Consider the following 13,916-nt stretch of genomic DNA (forward strand, 5'->3'; position numbering starts at 1 on the left):
GCCCGCTGTTTCAGCGCTGGTTCCGATGAACCCATTGGCCTATAGAATTTCGCGACAGAGGAGCGAATTCCTCATTTGCCATGAGGGCGTTGGCAGCTTTCGTTTGTTGGCTATTCCGGAAAATTGAATCCACCTTCCTCGACCAGGCGCTCAATCCGCCTGGCCTGGTCCATGGCCCTGTTGGCTTCCGCGTCGGCTGCCTTTGCCAGGGCTTCGTCGCCGCTTCGCCGGCTGTCACTGGAAAGTTTGCGCATCACCTGCTCCAGGTCCTGCAGCGCGCGCACCGAATTCCATAGCGCAGCTTCGGTGGTGCTGGTTTGCTCATGAGCCAGGTTTTTAAGCGTGTAGGCATGCCCGGTGTGGCAGCGAAAGCGGGGCGGCGCCTTGTCGTCAAGCTCCCACAGCACCCCTTTGCACTCGGGGCAAACCATGGCGGAAGGTTTTCCGATTTTCTTGAGTTGTTCAGCCATGCTGCCTTCTCCCGTGCTGGTGCGGTGTTCGATCAAAAGTTCTGCAGGGGCTGGCGAAGCGTCCTGGCCGACAGGCCGGCCAGCGAGGGCTCCCAGCTGGCGCGCAAGCAATTCAACGCTTGCGCAATGGTCGATTTCCACGTTGCGAAGTGCCGTCAGGGGCATGCTTTTCGCTTCGGCATCGCTCGGGTCTTGCGCCATCGCGATCCCGCCGCATTGTTTGATGGCTCGCAAACCCGCCGTGCCGTCGTCCAGGTAGCCGCTCAGCACAATGCCCATTACGCGCCGGCCCCGGCTCAGGGCTGCAGATCTGAACAGGGGGTCAATAGCGGGTCTGGTGTGGTTTTCCTTGGGGCCGCGTGTCAGACATATCCGGTCGTTGTCCAGCAGCATATGGCGGTCCGGCGGGGCGACGTAAATCCTGCCTGGCTGCGGTATTTCGCCATCTACCGCATGAGATGCCGGCAGGGCGCCGCTGGAACTCAGGATACCGGGCAGGTTGCTGGTGCGTGCGCCGATATGCAACACCACGAATACCGCTGCCTGCAACCCGGCTGGCAACTCCCTGCACATACGGGACAAGGCGCTCACACCACCACCGGATGCGCCAATCACAATGGTGTCGCGCTGGACCATTCAGTCCACCGGAAAAACAGAAACCGGGCTTCGGTCCACCGTCGGAAGATAAGGGCGAAGGGAAAGCATGGCAGGCTTGGTGAGCGGGACTTGTTATTGGCGACGCAATGGGCCCGGGGCAAGGTTGGCGTCGATCAATGTGAAAGCTACTCCTCCACGAGTGGGGGCTTGTGTGTGTGTACGGCGCGTAATGCTGTCGGATGACGCTTACGCCGGCTCTTCGAAGAATGTGCCGGTAGCTGCCGGCCGTCCGTGGCGCGGGCCTTGGGTTGCTATCTGCGAAGATCGCTGCATGCGCAAAGCACTCACTTTCAACCGGTTTCAAAAGTCGCCAGACCCAGGAGTCATCATGCAAGACGGTATCACCCTGTGTGAGCCAGGCCGCCGGAAGCGCCGTTTATGACAGGCGGACAACTGGGCTTCGGTTTTGATGAGGACGCGCTCGCAGCGGCGGCGCAGCCGCACATCGCCGGGCGTCGCAAGGCCAAAGCAATCTTGCCGGTTTCCCTCCCCACCGCTAACACCCTAACCCCGTCTGTTGGAGGTCCGGAGGCCATGGCGCGTGAGCTCGAGCGGCACCCCGACTACCGCGTGCTCAGGCGATTGGTGCCGGTCACACAATTTCCCGAAGCGCCAGGGCCGGTTGCCACCGTTGTCATTCTTGACACCGAGACCACCGGCCTCGATGCCTCGCGTGACCAGATCGTCGAACTTGCGCTGCTGCGCGTGCAGGTCGATTGCCAGACCGGGCTGCCAGTGGGCCCTATGCGGGTCTATGACGGGTTACGGGACCCGGGCATGCCGATGCCGAAAATTGCACGCGAAATCACGGGCATCACCGACGCGATGCTGGCTGGCCAGGCGCTGGACATGGCGCAGATAGACAGCCTGCTTGAAGGCGTCGACCTTGTGATTGCACACAACGCCGGCTTTGACCGCCCTTTTGTGGAAGGCCTGCTATCGAAAGCACAGGGATTGAATTGGGCCTGCTCCTTTGCCGACGTCGACTGGACGGCCGCGGGCCACAGCTCTGCCAAGCTCAGCTATCTGGCTTCATCGCTGGGCTGGTTTTACGATGCGCATCGCGCTGAGATGGACTGCCATGCCTTGCTGAAGGTATTGACGGCCGAACTGCCGGGTCTGCAGACCAACGGGTTGGCGCATCTGCTTTCGGGTGCAGGCATGCCGAGCTATCGCCTGCAAGCCACCGGCGCTCCTTTCGGCGCGAAGGACGCGCTTAAAACGCGCGGCTACCGGTGGGATGGCCAAAGCAAGGTCTGGCATACACGCCTGGGCGGTGACGCCGCCCTGCAGACAGAGTGCGACTGGCTCAGCCAGGCCGTCTATGCCGGACGGCCCGCGCGGCTCCAGTGGGAGCGGCATGACGCAAAAAGCCGCTATTCAACCCGTGAGGGCGTCCTGGGTTGGGCGCAAGTTTGACGTTCGTGCGGGACGGCGCGGCATCCGCAGCGGGAACATTTCAGCCGCGCTGGAGTCGCAGCCTCATGCGTCATTTCATATCTGGCAGGAGTTCGTCATGAAGGCATTTAAAGCGGTTTCAAGTCTGGTTGCCGCGGCGTTGTTTTTGACTGGCTGTGCATTGACTGCGGTCAAGCCCGGCATGACCCGCGAGGAAGTCATTGCGCTTCGGGGAACGCCGTCGCGGGTGGTGCCGCTGGATACAGGAACCCGGCTCCAGTATTCGGGCCAGCCGCTTGGCCAGTTCGCCACAATGGTGGATCTGGATGCCGCAGGCAAGGTGGTCAGCGTCCGCCAGGTTTTGACGCCGGCGGAGTTCTCAAGAGTTCAGCCGGGCAAGTGGACCCGTGCGGACGTTGAGCGCCAATTTGGCCGGCCGGCGACGATTGATCGTGTGGCGTCCTGGTCGGGCGACATCATGACTTACCGCTGGCGGGACAGCGACCAACCGATGTTTTTCTGGGCTTACCTGGACGGCAACAACGTCGTGCAGCGCGTTGGGCAGGGCATGGAGTTTCCCATGCGGGTCAATGATCGTTGACCGGCGCGCTGCGCATTAGTCGGCCGTTGCGGAGCGCCCGATATCCGGCCAGCGGTGATGCAGATACACCCAGGCAAGCAACCCGATACACATCATTCCAAGCGAGACTGCGGCCAGCGCCCGTGTTGAATGCATTGCCAGCGGAGCAATGACACCGGCAACAATGCCGTTGGCGGTGGATCCCACGAAGGCTTGAAGCGAAGACGCCATCCCGCGCCGCTCAGGGTAAAGGTCCAGCACCAGCAATGTGACCACCGGCACCATCAGCGCCCACCCGAATGCAAACACCGCAATGGGAAAGAGGGACCACGACGCATGCGGGGTGAACAGCATGTTGGCAGCCAGGTTAAGCAGCGAAATGACCAGCATGATGACAAAGCCGTGCCGTATCTGCTGCTTGGGAGCGATTTTCCCTGCCAGGCGGCCACTCAGCCATGCGCCGGACATGATGCCGGAGATCGTCAGGAGGAAAAACCAGAAAAACTCGGTAGGCTGCAGTGCCAGGTGCTCCCCCAGAAAGGCGGGCGCTGACAGCACGTACAAAAACATGCCGTTGAACGGAACGCCACTGGCCAGCGCCAGCAATAAAAAGCGGGGGCTGGAGCCCAGCTGCCAGTAACCACGCATCAGGTGCCTGACTTCAAACGGCTGGCGTTCCAGCGGTGGAAGCGKCTCGGGCAAAAAACGAAAGTTGGTCGCCCACCGCTGTCAAAAACCAGAAGATGCTGTGCCAGCCCAGGTGCACAAACAACCAGCCGCCGACAATCGGCGCCAGCGCAGGCGCCACGCCGAAATAGATCGTGACCTGGCTCATCACCTGCTGGGCCTGCGCCGGCGGGTACATGTCGCGTATGACGGCGCGCGACACCACAATCCCTGCACCGGTCGACAAGCCCTGCACGGCCCGGAAAAAAACCAGTTGTCCAATGCTTTGCGACAGCGCGCATCCCGCCGATGCCAGGGTGAACAGTGCAATTCCCCACAGCACCACTGGCCGGCGGCCGAAACTATCGGCCAGCGCGCCGTGAAACAGGTTCATGAAAGCGAAGCCGAACAGATAGGCGGATAGCGTCTGCTGCATTTCCACCGGTGAGGCGCCCAGCGACCTTGCCATGCCGGAAAAGGCGGGAATGTAGGTGTCGATGGAAAACGGCCCGAGCATGCCGAGCACGGCCAGCAGGGCCGCAAGCGTCCAGCGCGGAGCGTGCCAGAGCTCGCCGGCGTTGGGGTTCATTCTTTTTTCAGCCTGAGGGCGGTGTCATAGAGCTCATTGCGCCCCACACCGGTGATTTCTGCCGCAACCTTTACCGCTGTCTTGAGCGGCAGTTCTTCCAGCAATAACTGCAGAACCCGCGTGCCGTCCTCAGGGCTGTCCGCGGCGGCGCAAGGATGCAGTACCAGCGCAAACTCACCACGCGTCCGCTGCGCACCGGCAGCCAGCCAGCCGGAAAAATCCCGTGCAGGCACGGTGGCAATTTCCTCGAATTGTTTGGTCAGTTCACGGCCTACTGTGACCTGGCGATCCTGCAGTACAGCCAGCGCTTTCGCCAGCGCTTCGATGCGGTGGGGCGCTTCCAGGATCACGATGGCACGTGTATCGGCCTGCAGCTTCTGGATGGCCTGGTCGCGTTCGCCGGCCTTGCTTGGCAGGAAGCCGGCAAACACGAACCCGGTGTCGCCACCGGGGTTGCCCAGCCCGGCTACGCTGAGCACCGCCGTCACACTGCTGGCACCGGGCAAGGGCATGATGGCGAGTCCGGCTGCGCGGACGGCGGCAACCAGGCGAGCGCCGGGGTCGCTCACTGCCGGCGTGCCGGCATCGCTGATGTAAGCCACGCGTTCACCGCGCTGCAGCCGTTCAATCACCAGGCCTGCGGCCTCCGCTTCGTTATGCTCGTGCACGGCCAGCAGGGGCTTGTCGATGCCGTATTGCCGCAGCAGCGGTTGCGAATGCCGTTTGTCTTCGCAGGCGATGGCATCTACCAGCTGCAGCACTTGCAGGGCGCGCAAGCTGATGTCGGCCAGGTTTCCGATAGGGGTTGCCACAACATACAGCGCACTTTCCGGATAATGCTGCATGCCTGCTGCGGCGCGTGCCGCATCCAGTGCCAGGTCGAAGGAAGCGTTCAATGTGGTTTTCCAGAAAGCAGGTTGCCAGGGCGGTGCCAGATGCGGCGCCCCCTCAGGCCGGGGCCTCGCCGGGGCAGGTTACCACCAAGTCAAGGGGTGATGCCGCAGAAGCTGCCGCGCGCGCCTATCTGGCCGGGGCCGGGCTGGTACTGATCGAGACCAATTATCGAACGCCGGGCCGCGGTGGCGGCGAGATTGACCTTGTCATGCGCGCGCCCGACGGTACGCTGGTGTTTGTAGAGGTGCGCCAACGCGCCAGCGCTTCCCATGGCGGTGCCGGCGCCAGCATCAGCGCCGTCAAGCAAAAGCGCATCATCTTTGCCGCCAGGCACTATCTCATGCGCTTTGGCAGTCCGCCGCCTTGCCGCTTCGACGTGGTCCTGGTCGACGGTCCGCAGAACAACGGCGCGGCTCCGGCGATGGAATGGCTGAAGGGGGCCTTCGACGCGTCCTGAGGCTCCGGACTGGATGGCTGAATTTGTAACCATTCATTGCCCAGCCTGGCAAACCCCTCCGGGACAGGCGGTGCAGCCTGACCCGCTATCATTGGCTCATGCTTGAACAACGTATCGAACAGCAGTTTATTGACAGCGCCGACCTGAAATACCAGGCGGCTCAGGTACTGTCCAAACCCATCGCAGCCGCAGTGCAGGCCATCCTGGCCAGTGTTACCAGCGGTGGCAAGGTTCTGGCCTGCGGCAACGGCGGTTCGGCAGCGGATGCCCAGCATTTCGCAGCCGAGTTTGTAGGCCGTTATGAGCGTGAGCGGCCCGAGCTGGGTGCGATCGCGTTGACGACCGACAGCTCCATCCTTACGGCCATTGCGAACGACTACGACTTCACGGTTATTTTCTCGAAGCAGGTGCGTGCCCTGGGCGGTGCCGGCGACGTGTTGCTGGCCATCAGCACCAGCGGCAATTCAGCCAACGTGCTGGCCGCCATTGAGGCGGCCCATGAGCGCGAAATGACCGTGGTGGCGCTGACGGGACGCGGCGGCGGCAAGATGACGCATGCCCTGCGTGAAACCGATGTGCATATCTGCGTGCCGCATGAGCGGACCGCGCGTATCCAGGAAGTGCACCTTCTTGTCCTCCATTGCATTTGCGACGGCGTGGACACCCAGTTACTTGGCGATCAGGAGACCTCTGTATGAAATTTGCCCCGTTGAAACGACTCACACTGGCCATCGGCACGTCGGTATTGCTTGGCAGCGCCTTGACAGCCTGCTTTCCACTGGTCGTGGGCGGCATGGCCGGCGGTGCGTTTGTTGCGACCGACCGCCGCACGTCGGGGGCACAACTGGAGGATGAGGGCATTGAGTTGCGGGCGCTCAGCCGGATTCGCAGCAATGTGGGTGATCGCGCCCATGTCAACCTGACCAGCTACAACCGGCAGGTTCTGCTGACGGGTGAAGTCCCCAGTCCCCAGGACAAGCAACTGGTCGAGCAGATCGTTGCGCGTGTGGAGAACGTGAATTCGGTGGTCAATGAACTGGCCGTCATGGGAAATTCCACCTTGACTCAGCGTTCGTCAGACACGCTGGTCACCGGCCGTGTCAAGGCGATGCTGGTGGATGCCCGTGACCTGTCGTCAAATGCTTTCAAGGTGGTTACCGAGCGTGGTACCACCTACCTGATGGGGCGCGTTACGCAGCGCGAGGCGGATCGCGCCACCGACGTCGTCCGGTCCACACCAGGCGTGCAGAAGGTGATCCGCATCTTTGAGATCATCAGCGAGGAAGAGCTGGCGCGCATGCTGCCAAAATCTGATGCACCTCCCCCTGCAGGCGCCAAGCCAGCAGGCAGCTAAGACCCGAGAGAGGGCCTGGGTTCACAAGGCCCAGGTTCAAAGGGCCGCTCAACTGCGCATCCTGCGCACCGGGCCGCCCGCAGCCCTTAAGCTTTTCTGGCGCTTACTTCAGGCGCTTGATCAGGCTCGACGTATCCCAACGCTGGCCGCCCATGGCCTGCACGTCCGCATAAAACTGGTCCACCAGGGCGGTGACGGGCAGGCGTGCCCCATTGCGCTTGGCCTCATCCAGCACCAGGCCCAAGTCCTTGCGCATCCAGTCCACGGCAAACCCGAAGTCAAATTTGTCAGCCACCATGGTCTTGCCGCGGTTGTCGAGCTGCCAGCTTTGCGCCGCGCCCTTGCCAATCACGTCCAGCACCTGGTTCACATCAAGGCCGGCTTTTTGGCCGAAGGCGACCGCTTCGCTCAGCCCTTGCACCAGCCCGGCGATGCAAATCTGGTTGACCATCTTGGTGAGCTGGCCCGCGCCGCTGGCACCCATCAGCGTAAAGGCCTTGGAAAAGGCCATACCGGCGGGTTTGACGGCGTCGAACGCCTCCTTGTCTCCGCCGCACATCACGGTCAGCGCGCCATTCTGCGCACCTGCCTGGCCGCCTGAGACGGGCGCATCTATGAAGTGCAGGCCGACCTTTGAGGCCGCCGCGCAGAGCTCGCGCGCCACGTCGGCTGAAGCCGTGGTGTGGTCGACAAAAATGGCGCCCGGTTTCATGCCGGCCAGYGCGCCATCGTTACCCAATACCACGCTGCGCAGATCGGTATCGTTGCCCACGCAACAGAAAATGATGTCTGCGCCTGCAGCCGCCTCGCGCGGTGTGGCGGCCGCGCGGCCCTTGAACTCGCTCGTCCAGGACGCAGCCTTGGCGGCGCTGCGGTTGTAGACCGTGACGTCGTGACCCGCCAGCGCCAGGTGACCGGCCATGGGATAGCCCATGACGCCCAGGCCCAGGAAGGCGACGGCACGTGAATCTGAAGTTTCGTAGGTTTTGGGGTGAATTGATGACACGGTTAAATCTCTTGAGGCCCGTCGGGCAAGGGGGTTTATCAGCAATGATTATGGCTTGATTGCGCGCTTTGCCCAGTGAACCTCCCTGTTCGCCCATCTAGGTCTGTCCCAATTTATCAGCTCAATTGCATCATGCCGTTTCCAAAAGACCAGTTCTCACGCGACGTTTCAACCAGGTTGATGATGACGTCGGCCGCACTAAAGCTGCAATTCGACGAGATCTGTTTTACGATTTCCGCGAAAAGCGCCTTCTTCATGTCCTGCGATCGGCCGGGGGCGCAGAATATTTGAATAAAAACTACGTGAGCGGAGTGCGTGACCCCCAGGAATTCTTCGGAGCAAATGAGCTGACGCGGTGGATGGCGCGCGAGCGTCTGGAAGCGATCCGGCCCTGGCACATTGAATGTGTCTACCAGGGCTTGGTGCACAAGGCCCGACACGGCCGAAAGCTCTTCGTCCGGGGTAGTGTCAGGAAGGTCAATTCGTACGAGAGGCATGCAGTTTCCTTTGGTTAATCGGTTGGTGCGCCGTGCGGGTGACGAGGTGAATGTAGGGGCAGTGGTCAGCTCCCGCGCCTGCCTAGCCTGCGGCAGCTCCAATGGCCATTCCCAGATCGGCGTTGGTATAGGCTTTGCCGGCAATTCCCCAGGCCCCCTCCACCGCATAGGTCACGTTGACGAAGGTGCGCTCTCTCGGGTGTTTTCCCGCCTTGAGCTCGTCAATGATGTCTGTTGCCGCCTTGACGAAGTTGTCTTTCACCGACTGATCAGGGAAGGTGACAGAAGGGACCTTGATCTCTATGACCGCGAGCGACTGGGGTTTGCCGCCGGCATAACTGTGCTCTTCAGGGTAAATGTCGACATGTCCGATGACTGCGGGGGTCATGAAGGCGTTTCCGCTGAGGCCGTGTACCTGTAGCAAGGCGTCCGCGACTCTGGAGAAAACCTCACGCTCGCCGGCCTGCGTTAAAAGTCCCTGCGATAGCTGAATGGAGATGGGCATCAAAAAATCCTTTGGTGAGCGACGGTGCAACATGTCCGTGCGAAGTGAACTGTGCCCAAGATGAAGCCGGCTGGAAATCCCCCCGAATGCATAATGCTTGTGTCAAATCTGCACAAGCATGAAAAACCTCAGCCTTGATGACTTCTCACTGTTTGCGCAGCTTGCATCTGCCCAGTCGCTCTCGACAGTAGCGAGGGAGCGCAACGTCGCGGCCAGCCATATGTCGCGTTCGCTCGCGCGCATGGAGGCTCAATGCGGCCTTCGGTTGATGCACCGGACCACTCACAGCCTCTCTCTCACTGACGAAGGTGAGGTCTTCCTTGAATATGCCCAGCGCATCCTTGCCGAACACAGGCAATTGCAAAACAGCTTCGCCAGCCGAAGCCGCTCAGTGGTGGGTACGGTGCGCTTGAGCATCAGCCAGATTCTTGCTGAATATGTACTGATTCCCCGGCTGGCCAAGCTGCGGGCCTTGCACCCGGAACTGAAGCTGGACCTGCATCTGGATGATCGCCTTGTCAGCATGGCCGATGAGGCGATGGATATCGTCGTGAGGGCGGGTGTTGCACCTGCGCAGACGGCCATTGCCCGTAATCTGGGAAGCCATGGGCGTGCTCTGTACGCTTCACCCCTGTATCTCAAGAAGCATGGTGTTCCGCGTGTGCCGGCAGATCTTCAATTGCACAGCCTGATATCAAATTCCACTTCGATTACCCACAATCAATGGACCTTCGAAGAAAACGCGGTCGTCACCCCACTCGCGGTGCAGGGGCAGTTGCGCGTCAATAGCAGCGCTGCGGTGGTTTCACTTGCCTTGGGGGGAGCCGGCATTGCCCGGATCAACGATGTTATTGGTCGCGAACTGGTGGCGCAAGGCCGGCTAAAGCCGGTGCTGGCCCGGCACACGGTGAGCGATGTTTATTCTATTGATGCGGTGATTCTGGCTGAGCGCCATAGGGCCCCGAAAATCCGGGCCACTATCGATTACCTTCAGGTCTGCTTCGCGGCCTTTAGCCCTTCCAACTCAGCCTTTGGCCGGAACAACCTCGGCAATTCAGCGGGTTAGACGATAGCGAAGTTTTCGGTACCCGCCGCCAGGTCGACGGACTTGGCGCGTTGGGAATTGAGCTTGATCTGCAGGCGCAGGTCGTTCACCGAGTCGGCATTGCGCAGCGCGTCTTCATAGGTGATGAAGTGGCTCTCGAACGCGTCATACAGCGCCTGGTCGAATGTTTGCATGCCCAGGTTGCGGCTCTTCTTCATGATCTCCTTGATTTCGGAGACTTCGCCCTTGAAGATCAGGTCGGAGATCAGTGGTGAGTTGAGCATGACTTCGACTGCGGCGAAACGGCCCTTGCCGTCCTGCTTGGGAACGAGCCGCTGTGAAATCATGGCCTTGAGGTTGAGCGACAAGTCCATCAGCAACTGGGTACGGCGCTCTTCAGGGAAGAAGTTGATCACGCGGTCCAGGGCCTGGTTGGCGCTGTTGGCGTGCAGGGTGGCCAGGCACAGGTGACCGGTTTCGGCAAACGCGATGGCGTGCTCCATGGTTTCGCGGTCGCGGATCTCGCCCATCAAAATAACGTCGGGCGCCTGGCGCAGCGTGTTTTTCAGGGCCGCTTCCCAGCTGTCGGTGTCCAGGCCCACTTCACGCTGCGTGATCACGCAATTCTTGTGCGCATGGACAAACTCCACCGGATCTTCAATCGTGATGATGTGGCCGAAGGATTGCTCGTTGCGCCAGTCGACCATGGCCGCCAGCGTGGTCGACTTGCCCGAACCCGTGGCGCCGACCAGGATGGTCAGGCCGCGTTTGCTCATCACCACCTCTTTCAGCACCTGCGGCACACCCAGTCCGTCAATGGTGGGCAGCACGGCCGGAATGGTCCGCATCACCATGCCGACTTTGCCTTGCTGGATAAAAGCGTTGACGCGAAAGCGCCCCACGCCGGGCGGCGAAATCGCGAAATTGCATTCCTTGGTGCGCTCGAACTCGGCCGCCTGCTTGTCGTTCATGATGGAACGGGCAAGGGCGAGCGTGTGACCGGCGTTCAGCGGTTGGGGCGACACTTTGGTCACCTTGCCGTCCACTTTCATGGCTGGCGGAAAGTCGCCTGTGATGAACAGGTCACTGCCGTTGCGGCTGACCATGAGTTTCAGCAGATCATTGATGAATTTACTGGCCTGGTCGCGTTCCATTTGCGACTCCTTTCAAACAGATTCTTGGGTCAACGAAAAGACGGCGGAGCGGATTAGCCGGGGAAATTCTCTGGAATTTTGGCTTTGCCGCGAGCCTCGGCAGCGGAAATCACATTGCGTTTGACCAGATCGGTCAGGTTCTGGTCCAGCGTCTGCATGCCTACGCTGTTGCCGGTCTGGATGGAAGAGTACATCTGCGCGACCTTGGCTTCGCGGATCAGGTTGCGGATGGCGCTGGTGCCCAGCATGATCTCGTGCGCGGCCACGCGGCCTGTGCCGTCCTTGGTTTTGCACAGCGTTTGCGAAATGACGGCCTGCAATGACTCGGACAGCATGGAACGGATCATTTCCTTTTCTTCGGCCGGGAACACGTCAATGATCCGGTCGATCGTTTTGGCGGCGCTGGAAGTATGCAACGTGCCGAAAACCAGGTGGCCCGTTTCAGCGGCAGACATGGCCAGCCGGATGGTTTCCAGGTCACGCATTTCGCCCACCAGGATGGCGTCCGGATCTTCGCGAAGCGCGGATTTCAGCGCGGCGTTAAAGCTCAGGGTGTGCGGGCCGACCTCGCGCTGGTTGATCAGGCATTTCTTGGACTCGTGCACGAATTCGATCGGGTCTTCCACCGTGAGGATGTGGCCGTATTCGTTTTCGTTCAGGAAGTTGACCATGGCGGCCAGCGTGGTCGACTTGCCCGAGCCGGTAGGGCCGGTGACCAGCACCATGCCGCGCGGCTTCATGGCCAGCTCACCGAAAATCTTGGGCGCGTTGAGCTGCTCCAGCGTCAGGATTTTGGAGGGAATGGTCCGCAGCACGGCGCCGGCGCCGCGGTTCTGGTTGAAGGCATTGACCCGGAAGCGGGCCAGCCCGTCGATTTCGAAGGAAAAGTCGACTTCCAGGAATTCTTCATACGTTTTGCGCTGGGTGTCGTTCATGATGTCGTACACCATGGAATGCACCTGCTTGTGGTCCAGCGGGTCGATGTTGATGCGCCGCACATCGCCGTGAACCCGGATCATGGGGGGCAAGCCTGCCGACAAATGCAAGTCAGACGCCTTGTTCTTGACGCTAAAAGCCAGCAGCTGCGTGATATCCATCCCGTGACCCTCTGAAAATGGTTTTGAAACTAAGTTTACAGTTCGATTATGACCACGATTGTGCGCAATCTCCAGCTTGTCCGTGACCGGATAACCACGGCCTGTTTTGCTGCCAACCGGAACCCGGCCACGGTGCGGTTGCTGGCGGTCTCCAAAACCTTCGGTGCGGACGCCGTGATGGACGCCGCGTCCGACGGCCAGCGTGCCTTTGGCGAAAACTACATCACGGAAGGTGTGGAGAAAATCCTTGCGTTGCGCGATCGCCAGGCCGCAGCGGGCGCTGTGCTTGAGTGGCACTGTATCGGCCCGGTCCAGAGCAACAAGACCCGGCTTGTGGCCGAACATTTTGACTGGGTGCAGTCCGTCGACCGCCTGAAAATCGCCCAGCGGCTGAGCGAGCAGCGACCCCCCGAATTGCCTCCGCTGCAGGTTTGCCTGCAGATCAATGTCGATGGCGGCGCCAACAAGTCGGGGGTGGCGCCTGAAGACGTCCAGGCACTGGCGCGGGAGGTGGCGCAGCTGCCGCGCCTGACGCTGCGCGGCCTGATGTCCATCCCCGAGCCTGCTATTAATTTTGTAGCTGCTTGCGCAGTCCACGCGCGGGCAAAAGCCGTTTTTGACCAGATAAATTCGTCAGGTGTTCTGCCCGCGCCCATGGACACCTTGTCGATGGGCATGACGGCCGATCTGGAAGCCGCCATCCATTCGGGCAGCACGATGGTGCGTGTAGGCACCGCTATTTTCGGTGGGAGATAGCCCCCACGGTCGCTCACTTCGTGTAGCTCCCTGCCCCCCGAGGGGGCCGCTGCGCCTGCGGCCCGGCGAAGCCGGTTCCGCGGCCCCTGCTGGTGAAGACATGCCCTGTGGATTCGCTGCTAGGGACAGCATCCCATGCGATCTTCTGATCAGACTACTTCTTCGGTGGAGTGATCGGTTTGATGCTGCCGCAGTCTGCCGACAGCCACTTGCCTGAAGCGTCCATGGTCATCTGTTCAGGCTTGCCTTTGACCGTGGTGGTGGTGTTCATCTTCATGGTGTAGGCGCTGTCGCCGTTGAAGGTCATCACGCCTTCACCGGTGGAGGGCGGCTGGGTGCATACGTAGGAGAGCTTCATGGTGTTGCCGCTGCGCGGCGACTGGGTGGTCTTGCAGTTGCCTTGCTGCTGCTGCGGCAGTTCGTTGCGCTCAGCCATCTCCTTGGTGATACACATCTTCATGCTCATGCCGCCGCCGGGGGCCGTACCCATGGACATTCCCTGCTTTGCCAGCATGTCCTGCATCTGCTTGCGCTGCTCCGGCGGCATGCTCGCCATCTGTTTTTCCATGTTGGCCATGGCTTTTTCCATCTCGCCCGAGCTGGACTGCATTTTGTTGGTGACTTCCCACAAGCCCGGCTTGGTGGTTTGCGCGGATGCCCCGGTGGCCAGCGCCAGTGTGAAGGCAGCCAGCAAGGAGAGATTGAATTTCATGGCATTCCTGTGAAGGATGGGGGTGGATGAAGTGGATGGATTGGATGAGGGACGGGTAGTCCGCATTATTGCCAGGATG

At 60.9% G+C, this 13,916-nt stretch carries 15 protein-coding genes and 1 pseudogene; 7 read left to right on the top strand and 9 right to left on the bottom strand.

Annotation, left to right across the window (positions count from 1 at the left end):
* Positions 1–110: 110 nt before the first annotated feature.
* Positions 111–1,106: a chemotaxis protein CheB gene (locus tag AC1D0Z_RS04710; RefSeq protein WP_477657083.1), complete on the bottom strand. Its 996-nt coding sequence runs from the start codon at positions 1,104–1,106 to the stop codon at positions 111–113.
* Between the two features lie 399 nt (positions 1,107–1,505).
* On the opposite strand from AC1D0Z_RS04710, the gene AC1D0Z_RS04715 reads away from it, so the two are divergent.
* Both AC1D0Z_RS04715 and AC1D0Z_RS04720 read left to right on the top strand, forming a co-directional pair.
* Positions 1,506–2,546, top strand: coding sequence for a 3'-5' exonuclease (locus AC1D0Z_RS04715; RefSeq protein WP_477657084.1), 1,041 nt, complete (start codon positions 1,506–1,508; stop codon positions 2,544–2,546).
* A 97-nt stretch (positions 2,547–2,643) separates the two neighbouring features.
* Positions 2,644–3,126: a hypothetical protein gene (locus AC1D0Z_RS04720; RefSeq protein WP_477657085.1), complete on the top strand. Its 483-nt coding sequence runs from the start codon at positions 2,644–2,646 to the stop codon at positions 3,124–3,126.
* 15 nt (positions 3,127–3,141) lie between these two features.
* Here AC1D0Z_RS04720 and AC1D0Z_RS04725 read toward each other — a convergent pair.
* Together AC1D0Z_RS04725 and rsmI are read right to left on the bottom strand one after the other, a co-directional pair.
* Positions 3,142–4,360, bottom strand: a pseudogene (locus tag AC1D0Z_RS04725) (multidrug effflux MFS transporter).
* Complete coding sequence (gene rsmI / locus AC1D0Z_RS04730) at positions 4,357–5,205, bottom strand: 16S rRNA (cytidine(1402)-2'-O)-methyltransferase (protein WP_477657098.1); 849 nt, start codon at positions 5,203–5,205, stop codon at positions 4,357–4,359. The pseudogene AC1D0Z_RS04725 and the gene rsmI overlap by 4 nt, the downstream one beginning before the upstream one ends.
* Positions 5,206–5,255: 50 nt before the next feature.
* Here rsmI and AC1D0Z_RS04735 point away from each other — a divergent pair, with 50 nt between their 5' ends.
* The 3 genes from AC1D0Z_RS04735 to AC1D0Z_RS04745 all read left to right on the top strand — a co-directional run bounded on the left by AC1D0Z_RS04735 (position 5,256) and on the right by AC1D0Z_RS04745 (position 7,065).
* Positions 5,256–5,711, top strand: coding sequence for a YraN family protein (locus tag AC1D0Z_RS04735; protein ID WP_477657086.1), 456 nt, complete (start codon positions 5,256–5,258; stop codon positions 5,709–5,711).
* Between the two features lie 98 nt (positions 5,712–5,809).
* A complete protein-coding gene (locus AC1D0Z_RS04740) occupies positions 5,810–6,409 on the top strand; it encodes a phosphoheptose isomerase (protein WP_431098788.1) in 600 nt (199 codons plus the stop codon).
* The gene (locus AC1D0Z_RS04745) at positions 6,406–7,065 is read left to right on the top strand and encodes a BON domain-containing protein (RefSeq protein WP_477657087.1); all 660 of its coding nucleotides are present in this window, start codon (positions 6,406–6,408) and stop codon (positions 7,063–7,065) included. Before AC1D0Z_RS04740 ends, AC1D0Z_RS04745 begins: the two co-directional genes overlap by 4 nt.
* Positions 7,066–7,168: 103 nt before the next feature.
* On the opposite strand, the gene AC1D0Z_RS04750 is transcribed toward AC1D0Z_RS04745, so the two are convergent.
* The 3 genes from AC1D0Z_RS04750 to AC1D0Z_RS04760 form a co-directional block, all read right to left on the bottom strand.
* Positions 7,169–8,071 (bottom strand): NAD(P)-dependent oxidoreductase, encoded by a 903-nt coding sequence (locus AC1D0Z_RS04750; protein WP_477657088.1) that lies wholly within the window; start codon positions 8,069–8,071, stop codon positions 7,169–7,171.
* A gap of 116 nt (positions 8,072–8,187) precedes the next feature.
* Positions 8,188–8,568: a tautomerase family protein gene (locus AC1D0Z_RS04755; RefSeq protein ID WP_477657089.1), complete on the bottom strand. Its 381-nt coding sequence runs from the start codon at positions 8,566–8,568 to the stop codon at positions 8,188–8,190.
* 82 nt (positions 8,569–8,650) lie between these two features.
* On the bottom strand, positions 8,651–9,073 hold the full coding sequence (locus AC1D0Z_RS04760) for a 4-oxalocrotonate tautomerase (protein ID WP_477657090.1): 423 nt from the start codon (positions 9,071–9,073) through the stop codon (positions 8,651–8,653).
* Between the two features lie 118 nt (positions 9,074–9,191).
* Between AC1D0Z_RS04760 and AC1D0Z_RS04765 the strand changes: the two genes are divergently transcribed.
* On the top strand, positions 9,192–10,139 hold the full coding sequence (locus AC1D0Z_RS04765) for a LysR family transcriptional regulator (RefSeq protein ID WP_477657091.1): 948 nt from the start codon (positions 9,192–9,194) through the stop codon (positions 10,137–10,139).
* Here the strand turns inward: AC1D0Z_RS04765 and AC1D0Z_RS04770 are convergent.
* Entirely contained in the window at positions 10,136–11,272 is a 1,137-nt protein-coding gene (locus AC1D0Z_RS04770; RefSeq protein ID WP_431098781.1) for a PilT/PilU family type 4a pilus ATPase, read from the bottom strand. The genes AC1D0Z_RS04765 and AC1D0Z_RS04770 overlap by 4 nt on opposite strands.
* Before the next feature lie 53 nt (positions 11,273–11,325).
* Positions 11,326–12,369, bottom strand: coding sequence for a type IV pilus twitching motility protein PilT (locus AC1D0Z_RS04775; protein WP_477657092.1), 1,044 nt, complete (start codon positions 12,367–12,369; stop codon positions 11,326–11,328).
* Positions 12,370–12,417: 48 nt separating this feature from the next.
* On the opposite strand from AC1D0Z_RS04775, the gene AC1D0Z_RS04780 reads away from it, so the two are divergent.
* The gene (locus AC1D0Z_RS04780) at positions 12,418–13,125 is read left to right on the top strand and encodes a YggS family pyridoxal phosphate-dependent enzyme (protein WP_477657093.1); all 708 of its coding nucleotides are present in this window, start codon (positions 12,418–12,420) and stop codon (positions 13,123–13,125) included.
* Between the two features lie 154 nt (positions 13,126–13,279).
* Here the strand turns inward: AC1D0Z_RS04780 and AC1D0Z_RS04785 are convergent, their stop codons facing one another.
* Positions 13,280–13,837 carry a DUF3617 domain-containing protein gene (locus tag AC1D0Z_RS04785; RefSeq protein WP_477657094.1) on the bottom strand — a complete coding sequence of 186 codons (558 nt, stop codon included), beginning with the start codon at positions 13,835–13,837 and terminating at the stop codon, positions 13,280–13,282.
* Between the last annotated feature and the right edge of the window lie 79 nt (positions 13,838–13,916).

This window comes from Polaromonas sp. P1_E3, from assembly GCF_056405935.1.